At 57.7% G+C, this 16,601-nt stretch carries 13 protein-coding genes; 10 read left to right on the top strand and 3 right to left on the bottom strand.

Annotated elements, in window-relative coordinates; all coding sequences use genetic code 11:
- Positions 1 to 2: 2 nt before the first annotated feature.
- The 4 genes from ccoS (at position 3) to ACR0D9_RS11460 (ending at position 2,453) form a co-directional block, all read left to right on the top strand.
- The gene (gene ccoS, locus ACR0D9_RS11475) at positions 3 to 161 is read left to right on the top strand and encodes a cbb3-type cytochrome oxidase assembly protein CcoS (protein WP_209507770.1); all 159 of its coding nucleotides are present in this window, start codon (positions 3 to 5) and stop codon (positions 159 to 161) included.
- Positions 162 to 260: 99 nt separating this feature from the next.
- Positions 261 to 458: a preprotein translocase subunit SecE gene (gene secE / locus ACR0D9_RS11470; RefSeq protein WP_170427365.1), complete on the top strand. Its 198-nt coding sequence runs from the start codon at positions 261 to 263 to the stop codon at positions 456 to 458.
- A gap of 195 nt (positions 459 to 653) precedes the next feature.
- Positions 654 to 1,187: a transcription termination/antitermination protein NusG gene (nusG, locus tag ACR0D9_RS11465; RefSeq protein ID WP_209507773.1), complete on the top strand. Its 534-nt coding sequence runs from the start codon at positions 654 to 656 to the stop codon at positions 1,185 to 1,187.
- 156 nt (positions 1,188 to 1,343) lie between these two features.
- A complete protein-coding gene (locus ACR0D9_RS11460; protein WP_480538839.1) occupies positions 1,344 to 2,453 on the top strand; it encodes a sugar-transfer associated ATP-grasp domain-containing protein in 1,110 nt (369 codons plus the stop codon).
- 281 nt (positions 2,454 to 2,734) lie between these two features.
- Here the strand turns inward: ACR0D9_RS11460 and ACR0D9_RS11455 are convergent, their stop codons facing one another.
- Both ACR0D9_RS11455 and ACR0D9_RS11450 read right to left on the bottom strand, forming a co-directional pair.
- Positions 2,735 to 3,946, bottom strand: a complete 1,212-nt coding sequence (locus ACR0D9_RS11455; protein WP_480484695.1) for a peptidoglycan-binding domain-containing protein — start codon at positions 3,944 to 3,946, stop codon at positions 2,735 to 2,737.
- Between the two features lie 97 nt (positions 3,947 to 4,043).
- The gene (locus ACR0D9_RS11450) at positions 4,044 to 4,256 is read right to left on the bottom strand and encodes a hypothetical protein (protein ID WP_480484696.1); all 213 of its coding nucleotides are present in this window, start codon (positions 4,254 to 4,256) and stop codon (positions 4,044 to 4,046) included.
- Positions 4,257 to 4,393: 137 nt separating this feature from the next.
- Here ACR0D9_RS11450 and rplK point away from each other — a divergent pair, with 137 nt between their 5' ends.
- Positions 4,394 to 4,843: a 50S ribosomal protein L11 gene (gene rplK / locus ACR0D9_RS11445; RefSeq protein WP_010440985.1), complete on the top strand. Its 450-nt coding sequence runs from the start codon at positions 4,394 to 4,396 to the stop codon at positions 4,841 to 4,843.
- Position 4,844: 1 nt separating this feature from the next.
- Positions 4,845 to 5,543 carry a 50S ribosomal protein L1 gene (gene rplA / locus ACR0D9_RS11440; protein WP_209507781.1) on the top strand — a complete coding sequence of 233 codons (699 nt, stop codon included), beginning with the start codon at positions 4,845 to 4,847 and terminating at the stop codon, positions 5,541 to 5,543.
- Between the two features lie 57 nt (positions 5,544 to 5,600).
- Here the strand turns inward: rplA and ACR0D9_RS11435 are convergent, their stop codons facing one another.
- Positions 5,601 to 6,371 (bottom strand): class II glutamine amidotransferase, encoded by a 771-nt coding sequence (locus tag ACR0D9_RS11435; RefSeq protein WP_480488896.1) that lies wholly within the window; start codon positions 6,369 to 6,371, stop codon positions 5,601 to 5,603.
- 447 nt (positions 6,372 to 6,818) lie between these two features.
- Here ACR0D9_RS11435 and rplJ point away from each other — a divergent pair, with 447 nt between their 5' ends.
- The 4 genes from rplJ to rpoC all read left to right on the top strand — a co-directional run bounded on the left by rplJ (position 6,819) and on the right by rpoC (position 16,529).
- On the top strand, positions 6,819 to 7,337 hold the full coding sequence (gene rplJ / locus ACR0D9_RS11430) for a 50S ribosomal protein L10 (protein WP_209507785.1): 519 nt from the start codon (positions 6,819 to 6,821) through the stop codon (positions 7,335 to 7,337).
- Between the two features lie 79 nt (positions 7,338 to 7,416).
- Complete coding sequence (rplL, locus tag ACR0D9_RS11425; RefSeq protein WP_209507787.1) at positions 7,417 to 7,794, top strand: 50S ribosomal protein L7/L12; 378 nt, start codon at positions 7,417 to 7,419, stop codon at positions 7,792 to 7,794.
- Between the two features lie 250 nt (positions 7,795 to 8,044).
- Positions 8,045 to 12,181: a DNA-directed RNA polymerase subunit beta gene (gene rpoB / locus ACR0D9_RS11420; RefSeq protein ID WP_480488898.1), complete on the top strand. Its 4,137-nt coding sequence runs from the start codon at positions 8,045 to 8,047 to the stop codon at positions 12,179 to 12,181.
- A 106-nt stretch (positions 12,182 to 12,287) separates the two neighbouring features.
- Complete coding sequence (rpoC, locus tag ACR0D9_RS11415; RefSeq protein WP_480488900.1) at positions 12,288 to 16,529, top strand: DNA-directed RNA polymerase subunit beta'; 4,242 nt, start codon at positions 12,288 to 12,290, stop codon at positions 16,527 to 16,529.
- Positions 16,530 to 16,601: the final 72 nt, after the last annotated feature.

The raw sequence follows: 16,601 nt of genomic DNA, 5'->3' as shown, positions 1-16,601 counted from the left end.
TGATGGAAGTGCTTGCCTATCTGATCCCGATTTCCCTGTTTCTGGGGGGCGTTGGTCTGGTCGCCTTTATCTATACCGTTCGTTCCAATCAGTACGAAGACCCCGATGGCGATGCGCGCCGCATCCTGAGTGACGAGTGGGACGACAAACCCAAACCCTGACCAATCGCCCGATACGCGCAGAGTTCATCCAAGCGCCCTTGAAATTGCCGCAATGCCCGGCTATGTCCGGCCCATCCGCAAGCAGAGAGAACACGCCAAATGGCCACCACCAACCCGATCCAGTTCATTCAGCAAGTCCGTGCCGAAGTTTCCAAGGTCGTCTGGCCGACCCGGCGCGAAGTGCTGTTGACCACGGTCATGGTCTTCATCATGGCGGCGCTGACAGCTGTGTTTTTTGCTTTGGTCGATCTGGGTATCCGGGGCGGCCTTCAGCTGATTCTGGGCGCTTTCGGCTAAGCCGGTTCAGGCGGGGGCAAATACGACTGCCCCTTGCACCTCGCGCGATGTCAGAGTAGGTGACGCATATTCGGAATGGGCGTGTGGCGATTCGGGTCACGCGCCGCTTTTTATTCCGGATGACGTGACAGGATTTAAATGACGGGTGTGTCCGCAATATGTGATGCCCCGAAGACAAACAAGGACGACAGGTTCATGGCGAAACGGTGGTACTCGGTCAGCGTTCTTTCGAATTTCGAAAAGAAGATCGCAGAGCAGATCCGCACGTCGGTGGCTGAACAGGGCCTTGAGAACGATATCGACGAAGTTCTGGTGCCCACCGAAGAGGTGATCGAAGTGCGCCGGGGCAAGAAGGTCACCACCGAACGCCGCTTTATGCCGGGTTACGTGCTGGTGCATATGGAAATGTCGGATCAGGGCTATCACCTGATCAACTCGATCAACCGCGTCACCGGTTTTCTGGGTCCGCAGGGCCGCCCGATGCCGATGCGCGACGCCGAGGTGAACCAGATCCTCAACCGCGTTCAGGAAGGCGAAGAAGCGCCCAAGCTGATGATCACCTTCGAGATCGGCGAGAAGGTCAAGGTCAACGACGGCCCGTTCGAGGATTTCGACGGCATGGTCGAAGGCGTGGACGACGAGGCGCAGAAGCTGAAAGTATCGGTCTCGATCTTCGGCCGCGAAACGCCAGTTGAGCTGGACTTTACTCAGGTCACGAAGCAAAGCTAAGCGCGCTTCCAAAGAAATTCGAAACGCCGCGATGTGAAAGCATAGCGGCGTTTTCGTATCTGTGCCGCAGAAAGCACAACGATCTACCTGCGCCAAAGTATCGACACAATTTGTTGATTATTTCCAGAACGGCGACAATTGAGGGATTACTTGAAAATGACAGCTTTTGCGCAAGATGTGTTGGCCGTCAAAAGCAAAGAAACACCCAATGTTTCCAGTCTTCTTGTCGAAGTTGCTCGACGGACCGGGAGAAGTCCATTTTCGCTGGCCTTTGACTTTTTCAAGCTTCGCAAGAAACGCGGAAAGCTGAGGTTTTACGAGTACTTTCTTTACGAGCTTTATGATCGGGAGCGTTGGTCTGATATTGAGCGTGAGGAGTTCGTTTCATCTCATGTCCACTGGCCGCTTGTAAATGCTTGCAACAACAGTCAATGGCAGGCCCTCACCGAAGACAAATGGTTGTCTGCGTGTTTCCTCGAACACAACAGGCTGCCCGTGCCGAAAACTTTGGCTGTCTTTGATCGCAGCGCGCGCCAGTTCGGTGGAACGCCAAAACTGACAAACGCCGAAGACTTGAAGTCCTTCTTTTCGACCCACGCGTCATGCTCGGCTTTCGCGAAACCTATCGTCGGGATGTGGAGCGCAGGTGCCATGCGCATTTCGGGGCATACTGATACGCATGTCATTCTGGACGGGCAGGAACCTCAAACCTACGAGGACTTCGCAAATTCGACACTTGGTGAAATCCCCTACATCTTTCAGGACTGTCTGAAACCACATGGTTTTTTTGACGGTATTACCGACGCTATTGCGACCGTGCGCAGTTTGAACATTATCGACGACAATCAACTTTCCGTTCCGTTTACAATGCTAAAGCTGCCACTTGCGGGGAATGTTGCGGACAACTTCTGGCGGCCCGGCAACCTTCTTTGCAACCTGAACCCGGAAACCGGCGAGGTTAAGGCCATAGCCTCAGTTGAAGACGGTCGCCGAGTTGAACTTAGCTCTCTGCCGGAATGCGACCGCACTCTTATTGGTGAAAAACTGCCATTCTGGGCTGAACTGAAAAAGCTGAACCAAGAAATCGCTTTGTTGCACGCAGAAAATCACTTTGGATCAACGGATATCGCTCTTACTGAGAATGGCCCGGTTGTGGTTGAAGTGAACAATGGCTGCGCTTTTGAACTTGTGCAAATTGCGGCTGGTAAAGGGTTTCTCGACGAAAAAATGAAAGAGTTCTTTAGCAAACACAATGTGAAATTCTAGAATATTGGCGAATGCGGCCTTCAACGTTGTCGGATAAGTTCCACTCGCACGTGATTTCAGGGCTCGTATTCTTGTGTCAGATCATTGTGATAAGCCAGAGGGGCGTACAGCCAGCAATGTTTCGCCCCAAAGAACGCCCAGCAAGCTTTTGACGACCAGAACGCAGTGCCTTTTGTAGGCCGGGTTCTTGTTTGATTATGGAAGCGTAACACCGCGGTGCATTTGGCACCGCGGCGGTTTAGTTTAAGACGCGGAGTCTCGACGCCGTTTCGCGTTTGGGCTTACTGCGACTGAACCATGGCTGCGCGCAAAAGCTGCGGGCGGTCGGTCTGGGACGGCAGGAAGACCGCCTGCGACCCGGCATCCAGCGCCGAAAGGCTTGCATCATACCATTGCATCGCAAGATCGCGGCGCGCCTGAACACCAAAGCCTTCGCGCAGATGGTGACCGACCAGTTCTCCGTATGCGGGTTCACCCATGGCAACCAGCATCAGCGCAGACCCAACTGCGGTATCCATGTTGTCCTGACGATATCCCATCGCAAGGCAGACCTTGCTGGTTGCGGCAAGATCAGCAGGGCTAAGACCCGAATCCAAGGCAAGCTTGCGCACCTGGGTTTCAGCCTCTGATTTCGAGTTGATAGACAGCGCGTCAACTTGCGGTGCCAACATGTCGCCAAAGGCGGCGCACTGGTCTGCGACCTGATCGGGTGTAAGACCCTGAATGCCCTGCATCAGCTCTTCGCCCTGTGCCATCGCATAGCTGCGGGCAAGGCAGAATTGTTCGCTGAGCGCAAAGTCAGGATCGGACATGTTAGACAGGGTCGTATAGCCGCCATTGGTCGACGTTTGCAGCATGACCCCGCTGCACCGATTGGCCAGCGACGGGCCTCCGGTTCCGCCGGAAAACAGGCTCGGCAGGCTGGCTGTCGTGGTTTCAGTGGCGCTTGTTGCGGGTTCGGCCTGTTGAGGCGTGATAACCGGGATGGCCGGTGCCTGGGTCTGAGGTGCAGCCGCCAAGGCAGAGCCGGTTTGCACCTGTTGGCGATAGGCCATCAAAAGCGGTTGACCCGAAAGCTGGGTTGCCGCCTGCCCACCGCTTGTCGCCCAGTAATAGGCCTGCATCAGAAAGTCATACTGATAGGGCTGGAAGTCATAGCCATTCACAGGATAGCCCATGGACACCTGGTAGCGTTCGATCGCCGACCGGGTTCCATGCCCGACCTGCCCATCGACACGCCCGGCGTTATAGCCGAAATAGTTGAGCGCGGTCTGCGTTTGCGCCCCTTGCGAGGTCGATGGAATGCCCGACCGGTAGGTCTGGCTCGAAGACCGGGACTTTTTCTTTTGCTGGTCTTTGCCGATCGCGTATCCGACGACCCCGCCAACGACAGCACCGCCGATAAAGTCGCCCGCATCGGCCCGCGCGGTCTGGGGAACGGCCGCTGCAAAAGACAGCGCAGCGATTAGAGTAGTTAATAAACGAAATATCATGACGAACCTCCGAACAAATTTGTTCTGCCCAAGTATAGCACAGCTACGGCATGGCTCGGTCATTTATACTACTTCAAAGATCGACGCCCTGAGGGGATTACCGCCAGGCGACGGATTCGCCGATATTGCTCAAGCGATTTAAGCCTTTAACATCCAGTGATACCTTGGGGTTCATGCCGACTTGTAACTCCTTGGGTTGGCCGGAAAGGGTGGCAGTTTCTTGCCCACGGGTTTCAATGATGTTGGTCATCGACTTTAAACTCGATTCGGTGATCCCGAATTGAAAGGCAGGCCACTTGCCAACCCCCATGATCCCCTGTAAACGCCGCCTCTATCGTCTTCGGGCGAGATTCTCTCGTGGGAGGTTACCGGGGTCGCGATCCCGGGCCGGACCACGCAACAAAATCCGGGTGAGACGCGTTTCACCCTAGTTGAAAGGAAAACCAAATGGCCAAGAAGCTTGCTGGTACAATGAAACTGCAGGTTCCTGCAGGTCAGGCGAACCCGTCGCCGCCAGTTGGTCCGGCGCTGGGTCAGCGCGGCATCAACATCATGGAATTCTGCAAGGCGTTCAACGCCAAGACCGCAGATATGGAGCCCGGCGCGCCGTGCCCGACCGTGATCACCTACTATCAGGACAAGTCCTTCACCATGGACATCAAGACGCCGCCCGCGTCTTATTACCTGAAAAAAGCTGCTGGTCTTAAGCCGGTCGGTAAGCGTAACCGCCCCCGCGGCGCGGAAAACCCAGGTCGCGAGACCGTGGCAACCGTGACCTCCAAGCAGGTTCGTGAAATCGCCGAAGCCAAAATGAAAGATCTGAACGCCAACGACGTCGAAGGCGCAATGCAGATCATCCTGGGCTCGGCCCGCTCCATGGGCATCGAGGTGAAGTAAGATGGCAAAACTCGGTAAACGTACCCGCGCTGCGCGCGAAGCCGTCGCTGGCAAGGAAAACCTGTCGGTGGACGAAGCTGTTGCCCTGGTCAAAGCCAATGCAACTTCGAAATTCGACGAGACTATCGAAATCGCGATGAACCTGGGCGTTGACACCCGTCACGCAGACCAGATGGTGCGCGGCGTTGTCGGCCTGCCGAACGGAACAGGCAAAGACATGCGCGTTGCTGTGTTCGCACGTGGCGCGAAGGCTGACGAAGCGAAAGAAGCAGGCGCGGATATCGTTGGCGCAGAAGACCTGATGGAAACCATTCAGGGCGGTACCATCGAATTTGATCGCTGCATTGCAACCCCGGACATGATGCCGATCGTCGGTCGTCTGGGTAAGGTTCTGGGCCCCCGCAACCTGATGCCGAACCCCAAGGTTGGCACCGTGACCATGGACGTGAAAGCAGCCGTGGAAGCAGCCAAAGGCGGTGAAGTTCAGTTCAAGGCGGAAAAAGGCGGCGTTGTACACGCAGGTGTTGGTAAAGCGTCGTTTGACGAAGCCAAGCTGGTCGAAAACATTCGCGCCTTCGTCTCGGCTGTTGCCCGGGCCAAGCCGTCGGGTGCCAAAGGCACCTACATGAAGAAAATCGCGCTGAGCTCGACCATGGGCCCCGGCGTGACCGTTGATGTGGCAGAAGCTTCGGGCGAATAAGTCTGATCTTCGTCAAAGCAATGTTGCGGGCGGTCCAAACGGACCGCCCGTTTTCGTTTAACTGAACGGCAACGCGGTGTGGCTGGCTGTATCTCCGGTCAGGGTGAAGAAGCTCCGGTCTTCAATGGGCGTCCATTTTCCTGTGCCCTTGTCCAGCGGCTCGGACGCAATGACCTTGCCGCCGTGGTCCAGACCTTCCCCGAAATACAGGGACGGGCTGCGCTGATCGCTGGAATACCGAAAGGCATACAGGTTCTGCCCATCCGAAAAGGCGACGGCCATGCGATCCGGTTGCGTCCGATGACCGTCAAGCGCATCGATCTGACGCAGAGTTGCGACAACAGCGTCCTGCGGCGCATCATCCAGCCCGTTTGCCAGCAGGAGCAGAAACAGAAGCTCTGAATCCGTCGACCCGCGCCGCGCCGCATAAAGTTCGTCCGGCAGTGAGGATTCAAGCCGTCTTCGCAAACGCCCGAACTCGCCAATCTGGCCATTATGCATGAAGGACCATTTGCCAAACGTGAAAGGGTGGCAGTTTGCGCGCGACACTTCGCCGAACGTCGACGCGCGGACATGGGCCAGAAACAGCGAGGATTTTATCATCCTGCAAAGATCGACCAGGTTACCATCCGACCACGCGGGCAGGACATCCCTGTACAGGCCGGGGCGATCCTGGTCTGCGTACCAGGCCATACCAAAGCCATCGCCATTGACGGCAAGTTTAGCTTCGGCCGCGTGCTGGCTTTGCTCCAGCAAGGAATGCTGGGGCCGGATGACGATGTTTTCAAGCGGGATACTTGGTCCGCAATAGGCGGCAATTCTGCACATTTGTTCTGATTCTTCTTGTTTCTGAGAAAAATTGTCGGGTTATAGTCTTGAACTTGGAACAATGTCACGAACTATTTTGCGCTCAGCCCTGAAATTCGACCAAATCAATTGCTCGTCACCGCACTTAATCTTGTGGTTCTGGTCATCCCTTGTTGCGTCTGATTAATCCCAATTTACCTCTTGGAAACCCCGGCCATCTGTCCTAAGTAGACCTGCGGAATAAAGCGTGCGATTCGTCGTGCGCTTTATTTTGTTTCGTCCAAGACGGTGGGTGGTGCCATATGGCCCCTTAATTCCCTGCCTGAGACGGGTAAGACCAAAGAATTCTGAGGGTCCCACCCTCGGGCGAGTTTTGGCCAATCCCGTAACAACGGACCTGAACGCCGGGGCGCAAGCCGCGGCAAATATGAGCCGGGGTGAGAACTCACCCCTAACTTGGAGAGAACTGTGGATAGAGCCCAGAAAGAGAAAGTGGTCGAGGAACTCGGCCAAATCTTCGAAAGCTCTGGCGTCGTAGTGGTTGCCCACTACGCCGGTCTGACAGTTGCCGAGATGCAGGACCTTCGCGCACGTGCCCGTGACGCGGGTGGCTCCGTGCGTGTTGCCAAGAACAGGCTCGCCAAAATCGCCCTCGAGGGTAAGCCGTGTGCAAGCATGGCCGACCTGCTGACAGGGATGACCGTTCTGACCTATTCCGAGGACCCCGTGGCAGCAGCCAAGGTGGCCGAGGACTTCGCCAAGGATAACAAGAAATTTGAAATCCTCGGCGGTGCAATGGGCGAGAACGCTCTGGACCGCAAAGGCGTTGAAGCCGTTTCGAAAATGCCGTCTCGCGAGGAGCTTATTGCTTCGATCGTGGGCTGCATTGGCGCACCTGCTTCGAACATCGCCGGCGCGATTGGCGCACCTGCAAGCAATATCGCAAGCATCCTTTCCACCATCGAAGAGAAGGCGGAAGCTGCGTAAGCGGTTGGCACTGAATGATCTGCGTAGGGTACCTACCCTGACGTTGGAACACACATTGTAAACGGAAAGAGCTGATAAAATGGCTGATCTGAAAGCACTCGCAGAAAGCATCGTGGGTCTGACCCTGCTGGAAGCACAAGAACTGAAAACCATCCTCAAAGACGAATACGGCATCGAGCCCGCAGCTGGCGGCGCCGTAATGGTCGCAGCAGCTGGTGGCGACGCCGGTGGCGCAGCTGAGGAAGAAAAAACCGAATTCGACGTCGTTCTGAAGAACGCCGGCGCTTCGAAAATCAACGTGATCAAAGAAGTTCGCGGCATCACCGGTCTGGGCCTGAAAGAAGCCAAGGAACTGGTCGAAGCCGGCGGCAAGATCAAAGAAGGCGTGTCGAAAGACGAAGCCGAAGACGTCAAAGCCAAGCTGGAAGCAGCTGGCGCCGAAGTCGAGCTGGCCTAAGCCTGGTCTCAGGCGCATCGCTGATGCGCCGAAAATTTTGGCTGGATCCGGAGAAATCCGGGTCCAGCCGAACCTGTCTTAGAAAGGGCCTCACGGAATGGGGCGTTTTCTAAGACACGGTTTTCGGATCGGGAGGCCGCCTTCGGGACGGTGGCCACGAATTGATCCGGACGTGTTGTCTCGATTGTGCAAGATGCCGGGGCCCGACGGTGTCTTTGCCCGCTGAGAACATCGAAAGGTGACATCTGACATGGCTCAAACGTTCCTTGGCCAGAAACGTCTTCGTAAATATTACGGCAAAATCCGCGAAGTACTGGAGATGCCGAACCTCATTGAGGTACAGAAATCTTCTTATGATCTTTTCCTGCGCTCCGGCGATGCAGAACAGCCCACAGACGGCGAAGGCATCAAAGGCGTGTTCCAATCGGTTTTCCCGATCAAGGATTTCAACGAAACCTCTGTTCTGGAGTTCGTGAAATACGATCTGGAGAAACCCAAATACGACGTCGAAGAGTGCATGCAGCGCGACATGACCTACAGCGCACCGCTGAAGGTTACCCTGCGCCTGATCGTGTTCGATGTTGATGAGGACACCGGCGCGAAATCGGTAAAAGACATCAAGGAACAGGATGTCTTCATGGGCGACATGCCCCTGATGACCCCGAACGGCACCTTTGTCGTCAACGGCACCGAGCGTGTGATCGTCTCCCAGATGCACCGCTCGCCCGGTGTGTTCTTTGACCACGACAAGGGTAAAACCCATTCCTCGGGCAAGCTGCTGTTTGCCTGCCGCATCATCCCGTATCGCGGCAGCTGGCTGGACTTCGAGTTTGATGCCAAGGATATCGTGTTCGCCCGTATCGACCGCCGCCGCAAACTGCCTGTGACAACCCTGCTTTATGCGCTGGGTCTGGATCAGGAAGCGATCATGGACGCGTATTACAAAACCGTGTCCTACAAGCTGGACAAGAAGAAGGGCTGGGTCACGCCGTTCTTCCCCGAGCGTGTTCGCGGCACCCGTCCGACCTATGACCTGATCGACGCGAAATCAGGTGAGGTGATTGCCGAGGCAGGCAAAAAAGTCACCCCGCGCGCGGTCAAGAAGCTGATCGACGAGGGCACCGTCACAGAACTGCTGGTTCCGTTCGATCACATCGTTGGCAAGTTTGTCGCCAAGGACATCATCAACGAAGAAAACGGCGCGATCTATGTCGAAGCCGGTGACGAACTGACGCTGGAATATGACAAGGATGGCGACCTGATCGGCGGTACCGCGAAGGAACTGATCGACGCGGGCATCACCGATATTCCGGTTCTCGACATCGATAACGTCAATGTCGGACCCTACATGCGCAACACCATGGCGCAGGACAAGAACATGAACCGCGAAAGCGCGCTCATGGATATCTACCGCGTCATGCGTCCGGGTGAACCGCCCACCGTCGAAGCGGCGTCGGCCCTGTTCGACACCCTGTTCTTCGACAGCGAGCGGTATGACCTGTCCGCCGTTGGCCGCGTGAAGATGAACATGCGCCTGGCACTGGACGCGCCGGATACCCTGCGTACCCTGCGCCGCGAAGACATCGTGGCCTGCGTCAAGGCTCTGGTCGAACTGCGCGACGGCAAAGGCGACGTGGACGATATCGACCACCTCGGCAACCGTCGTGTGCGTTCGGTCGGTGAACTGATGGAAAACCAGTACCGCGTCGGTCTGCTGCGCATGGAGCGCGCGATCAAAGAGCGTATGTCGTCGGTCGAGATCGACACCGTCATGCCGCAGGACCTGATCAACGCGAAACCGGCTGCTGCTGCTGTGCGTGAATTCTTCGGCTCGTCGCAGCTGTCGCAGTTCATGGACCAGACCAACCCGCTGTCGGAAGTCACCCACAAACGCCGTCTTTCGGCGCTTGGCCCCGGTGGTCTGACGCGTGAGCGTGCGGGCTTTGAAGTGCGCGACGTGCACCCGACCCACTATGGCCGGATGTGCCCGATTGAAACGCCGGAAGGCCCGAACATCGGTCTGATCAACTCGCTGGCCACCTTCGCCCGCGTGAACAAGTATGGCTTCATCGAAACACCTTACCGCGTCGTCAAGGACGCCGAGGTGACCGATGAGGTTCACTACATGTCCGCGACCGAGGAAATGCGTCACACCGTGGCGCAGGCGAACGCGACGCTGGACAAGAACGGCAAGTTCATCAACGATCTGGTTTCGACCCGTCAGGCAGGCGACTACACCCTTGCCCCGCGCGAGAATGTGGACCTGATCGACGTGTCGCCGAAACAGCTGGTTTCGGTCGCGGCTTCGCTGATTCCGTTCCTTGAAAATGACGACGCCAACCGCGCTCTGATGGGCTCGAACATGCAACGTCAGGCGGTTCCGCTGCTGCGGGCCGAGGCACCGCTGGTCGGTACCGGGATCGAGGAGAAGGTCGCGATCGACTCAGGCGCTGCGATTCAGGCGAAACGCGCCGGCATCATCGACCAGGTCGATGCCCAGCGTATCGTTATCCGTGCCACCGAGGATCTGGAACTGGGTGACGCTGGCGTTGACATCTATCGTCTGCGTAAGTTCCAGCGCTCGAACCAGAACACCTGCATCAACCAGCGTCCGCTGATCAAGGTGGGTGACACCGTCCAGAAGGGCGAGGTCATTGCCGACGGTCCGTCGACCGATATGGGTGAACTGGCCTTGGGTAAGAACGTGGTCGTCGCGTTCATGCCGTGGAACGGTTACAACTACGAAGACTCGATCCTGATCTCGGAACGTATCGCGCGTGACGACGTCTTTACCTCGGTCCATATCGAGGAATTCGAAGTCGCCGCCCGTGACACCAAGCTGGGCCCGGAAGAGATCACCCGCGACATCCCCAACGTCGGTGAAGAAGCGCTGCGCAACCTCGACGAGGCGGGCATCGTTTACATCGGCGCGGATGTTGAGCCGGGCGATATTCTGGTCGGCAAGATCACTCCGAAGGGCGAAAGCCCGATGACCCCGGAAGAAAAGCTGCTGCGCGCCATCTTTGGTGAAAAAGCATCTGATGTGCGCGACACCTCGTTGCGCGTGAAGCCGGGCGATTACGGTACGGTCGTCGAGGTTCGCGTCTTCAACCGTCACGGTGTCGAGAAAGACGAGCGTGCGCTGCAGATCGAGCGTGAGGAAGTCGAACGTCTGGCCCGTGACCGGGACGACGAGCTGGCGATCCTTGACCGCAACATCTATGCGCGTCTGCAAGGTCTGATCCTGGGTAAAACCGCTGTCAAAGGCCCGAAAGGTGTCAAGGCAGGGTCGGTGATCACCGAGGATCTGCTGGACACCCTGACCCGTGGTCAATGGTGGCAGCTGGCGCTGGAAGACGAGCAGGACGCACAGATCGTCGAGGCCCTGAACGAGCAATACGAAGTGCAAAAGCGCGCTCTGGACGCCCGTTTTGAAGACAAGGTCGAGAAAGTCCGCCGTGGCGACGACCTGCCGCCGGGTGTGATGAAGATGGTCAAAGTCTTCATCGCCGTGAAGCGCAAGTTGCAGCCGGGCGACAAGATGGCCGGTCGTCACGGGAACAAAGGTGTGATCTCCAAGGTTGTTCCGATGGAAGACATGCCGTTCCTGGCCGATGGGACCCCGGTCGACTTCTGTCTGAACCCGCTGGGTGTGCCTTCGCGTATGAACGTTGGTCAGATCCTTGAAACCCACATGGGTTGGGCCGCGCGCGGTCTGGGTCTGAACATCGATGAAGCTCTGGGTGAATACCGCCGTTCCGGCGACCTGACCCCGGTGCGCGAGGCGATGAAGCTGGCCTATGGCGAAGATGTCTACGAAGAAGGCATCACCGGCATGGACGAGGAAACGCTGGTCGAAGCAGCGGGCAACGTGACCCGCGGTGTTCCGATCGCAACCCCGGTCTTTGACGGTGCCAAAGAGGCTGACGTCAACGACGCGCTGGTGCGTGCGGGCTTCTCGGAAAGCGGACAGTCGGTTCTGTTCGACGGTCGTACGGGTGAGCAATTTGCGCGTCCGGTGACCGTGGGCATCAAGTACCTGCTGAAACTGCACCACCTTGTGGACGATAAGATCCACGCGCGTTCGACCGGCCCCTACAGCCTGGTTACCCAGCAGCCGCTGGGTGGTAAGGCGCAGTTCGGTGGTCAGCGCTTTGGTGAGATGGAGGTCTGGGCTCTGGAAGCTTACGGCGCCGCCTACACCCTGCAAGAGATGCTGACGGTGAAGTCGGATGACGTCGCCGGCCGGACCAAGGTCTATGAGTCGATCGTCAAGGGCGAGGATAACTTTGAAGCGGGCGTACCGGAATCGTTCAACGTTCTGGTGAAAGAAGTCCGCGGCCTCGGCCTGAATATGGAACTCCTGGATGCGGAGGTCGATGAGTGACGAAGGGATGCCGGGCTGAAGCCCGGCCTACCATCTGATCCGGCGTAGGCCGGGCTTCAGCCCGGCTTTGCGTGACCCCCGCACCCTCTAACTCTGAGGTAAAGAGATGAACCAGGAAATCACCAACAACCCGTTCAACCCGCTGACGCCCCCGAAGGTTTTCGACGAGATCAAGGTCTCGCTGGCGTCGCCCGAGCGGATCCTGTCTTGGTCCTATGGCGAGATCAAGAAACCTGAAACCATCAACTACCGGACGTTCAAGCCTGAACGCGACGGTCTGTTCTGCGCGCGTATCTTTGGCCCGATCAAAGATTACGAATGTCTGTGCGGCAAATATAAGCGGATGAAGTATCGCGGCGTTGTCTGCGAGAAATGCGGTGTGGAAGTCACTCTGCAGAAAGTCCGCCGCGAGCGTATGGGCCACATCGAACTGGCCGCGCCCGTTGCACATATCTGGTTCCTGAAATCGCTGCCGTCCCGCATCGGTCTGATGCTGGACATGACGCTGCGCGATCTGGAACGCGTTCTGTACTTTGAAAACTACGTCGTCATCGAGCCCGGTCTGACCGACCTGACCTACGGCCAGATGCTGACCGAAGAAGAGTATATGGATGCGCAGGATGCCTTTGGCATGGACGCGTTCACCGCCAATATCGGTGCCGAAGCCATCCGTGAGATGCTGGCCCAGATCGATCTGGAAGCCGAAGCCGAGCAGCTGCGCGCTGATCTGGCCGAAGCCACAGGCGAGTTGAAGCCCAAGAAGATCATCAAGCGTCTGAAGGTTGTTGAATCCTTCCTCGAGTCGGGCAACCGTCCCGAATGGATGGTCATGACCGTGATCCCGGTCATCCCGCCGGAACTGCGTCCGCTGGTTCCGCTGGATGGTGGCCGTTTCGCGACGTCGGATCTGAACGATCTTTATCGCCGCGTGATCAACCGGAACAACCGTCTGAAACGTCTGATCGAACTGCGCGCGCCTGACATCATCGTCCGCAACGAAAAGCGGATGTTGCAGGAATCCGTTGACGCCCTGTTTGACAACGGCCGTCGTGGCCGGGTGATCACCGGCGCCAACAAGCGTCCGCTGAAATCGCTGTCGGACATGCTGAAAGGCAAGCAGGGTCGCTTCCGTCAGAACCTTCTGGGGAAACGCGTCGACTTCTCGGGCCGTTCGGTCATCGTGACCGGACCGGAGCTTAAGCTGCACCAGTGTGGTCTGCCCAAGAAGATGGCGTTGGAGCTGTTCAAGCCGTTCATCTACTCGCGCCTTGAAGCCAAAGGTCTGTCTTCGACCGTGAAACAGGCGAAGAAACTGGTCGAGAAAGAGCGTCCCGAAGTTTGGGATATCCTCGACGAGGTGATCCGCGAACACCCTGTCATGCTGAACCGTGCGCCGACACTGCACCGTCTTGGCATTCAGGCGTTCGAACCGGTCCTGATCGAAGGCAAAGCGATCCAGCTGCACCCGCTGGTCTGTTCGGCCTTCAACGCCGACTTCGACGGCGACCAGATGGCCGTTCACGTCCCGCTGAGCCTTGAGGCACAGCTGGAAGCCCGTGTTCTGATGATGTCGACGAACAACGTTCTGTCGCCTGCAAACGGCGCGCCGATCATCGTTCCGTCGCAGGACATGATCCTGGGTCTGTACTATGTGTCGCTGGAACGTGCGGGCATGCCGGGCGAAGGCAAGGTCTTTGGTTCGATCGACGAAGTTCAGCACGCGCTGGATGCGGGTGAGGTGCATTTGCACACCAAAATCACCGCGCGGATCACGCAGATCGACGAAGAAGGCAACGAAGTTCAGAAGCGCTATGAAACCACTCCGGGCCGTCTGCGTCTGGGTGCCCTGCTGCCGATGAACAACAAGGCACCGTTCGATCTGGTCAACCGCCTGCTGCGGAAGAAAGAAGTGCAGCAGGTTATCGACACCGTCTACCGCTACTGCGGTCAGAAAGAGTCGGTTATCTTCTGTGACCAGATCATGTCGATGGGCTTCAAAGAAGCGTTCAGGGCGGGCATCTCGTTCGGCAAGGACGACATGGTCATTCCAGACGACAAATGGGGCATCGTTGATGACACCCGCGATCAGGTGAAAGACTTCGAACAGCAGTACATGGACGGCCTGATCACTCAGGGCGAAAAGTACAACAAGGTTGTCGATGCCTGGTCGAAGTGTAACGACCGTGTGACCGAGGCGATGATGAGCACCATCTCGAACGTCGCCAAGGCCGAAGACGGGTCTGACATGGAACCGAACTCGGTCTACATGATGGCCCACTCCGGTGCGCGGGGCTCGGTCACTCAGATGAAACAGCTGGGCGGTATGCGCGGCCTGATGGCCAAGCCGAACGGTGACATCATCGAGACGCCGATCATCTCGAACTTCAAGGAAGGTCTGACCGTTCTTGAATACTTCAACTCGACCCACGGTGCCCGTAAGGGTCTGTCGGATACCGCTCTGAAGACGGCGAACTCGGGTTACCTGACCCGTCGTCTGGTGGACGTGGCGCAGGACTGCATCGTTCGTGAGATCGATTGTGGCACCGAACGCGCAATCACGGCCGAAGCCGCAGTCAACGACGGTGAGGTTGTCGCCTCGCTGGCCGAGCGTATCCTGGGCCGTGTGGCGGCTGACGATATCCTGCGTCCGGGTACGGATGAGGTGCTTGTTGCGGCTGGTCAGCTGATCGACGAACGTATGGCAGACACCATCGACGAAGCGGGCGTTCAGTCGACCCGCATCCGCTCACCTCTGACCTGCGAGTCTGAGGAAGGCGTCTGTGCCACCTGCTACGGTCGTGACCTTGCTCGCGGTACCATGGTGAACACGGGTGAGGCTGTCGGCATCATCGCCGCCCAGTCCATCGGTGAACCCGGTACACAGCTGACGATGCGGACCTTCCACATCGGTGGTGTTGCGCAAGGTGGTCAGCAGTCGTTCCAGGAAGCCAGCCAGGCTGGCGTCGTATCCTTCGAGAACCCGCAGATCCTGGTCAATGCCGCAGGCGAAAGCCTTGTCATGGGCCGCAACATGAAGCTGGTGATCAAGGACGATCACGGCGAAGAGCGCGCCAGCCACAAGCTGGGCTACGGCTCCAAGCTGTTCGTCAAGGAAGGCACCAAGGTGGCCCGCGGCGACAAGCTGTTCGAATGGGATCCCTACACCCTGCCGATCATCGCCGAGAAAGCCGGTACCACCAAATACGTCGATCTGGTTTCGGGCCTTGCCGTCCGTGACGAGACCGACGAAGCAACCGGCATGACCCAGAAGATCGTGATCGACTGGCGCGCCGCCCCCCGTGGCAGCGACCTCAAGCCCGAGATCATTCTGGTCGGTGACGATGGCGAACCGGTCCGCAACGATGCGGGCAACCCGGTTCACTATCCGATGTCGGTGGATGCGATCCTGTCGGTCGAAGATGGCCAGAAGATCGAAGCCGGTGACGTTGTTGCGCGTATTCCGCGTGAAGGTGCCAAGACCAAGGACATCACCGGTGGTCTGCCGCGTGTGGCCGAACTGTTCGAAGCCCGCCGTCCGAAAGATCACGCGATCATCGCAGAAGCTGATGGTTACGTGCGCTTTGGCCGCGACTACAAGAACAAGCGCCGCATCAGCATCGAACCGGCTGACGAGTCGCTGGAACCCATCGAGTACATGGTACCCAAGGGCAAGCACATCCCTGTTGTCGAAGGCGACTTCGTTCAGAAGGGCGACTACATCATGGACGGTAACCCGGCCCCGCATGACATCCTGTCCATCATGGGTGTCGAGGCGCTGGCGAACTACATGATCGACGAAGTGCAGGACGTGTATCGTCTGCAAGGCGTGAAGATCAACGACAAGCACATCGAAGTCATCGTGCGCCAGATGCTGCAGAAGTGGGAGATCCTGGATTCAGGCGACACCACCCTGCTGAAAGGCGAACATGTCGACAAGCAGGAGTTCGACGCAGCCAACGAAAAGACCATCGCCCGCGGTGGTCGTCCGGCACAGGGCGAGCCGATCCTTCTGGGGATCACCAAGGCTTCGTTGCAGACGCGTTCGTTCATCTCGGCGGCGTCGTTCCAGGAAACCACCCGCGTACTGACCGAAGCGTCCGTGCAGGGCAAAAAGGACAAGCTGGTCGGCCTGAAAGAGAACGTCATCGTTGGTCGCCTGATCCCCGCCGGTACCGGTGGGGCAACTCAGGCCGTCCGCCACATCGCCCAGTCGCGCGACAATGTGGTGATCGAAGCCCGCCGGGAAGAGGCCGAAGCGGCCGCTGCCCTGGCTGCGCCGATCATGGATGATGATCTGGTCGGGGATGAGCTGGACGTTCTGGTGGAAACACCCGAAAGCCGCGAGTAATCGCCCGATTGACAAGTTTAGGAAGGCCCCGCGATTTCGCGGGGCCTTTCGTATTTGCAGGGCTGAAACGCG

The organism is Ruegeria sp. AK11, from assembly GCF_056541095.1.
The sequence above is the reverse complement of the archived record's forward strand: the minus strand, read 5'-3'. Positions and strand labels throughout refer to the sequence as shown.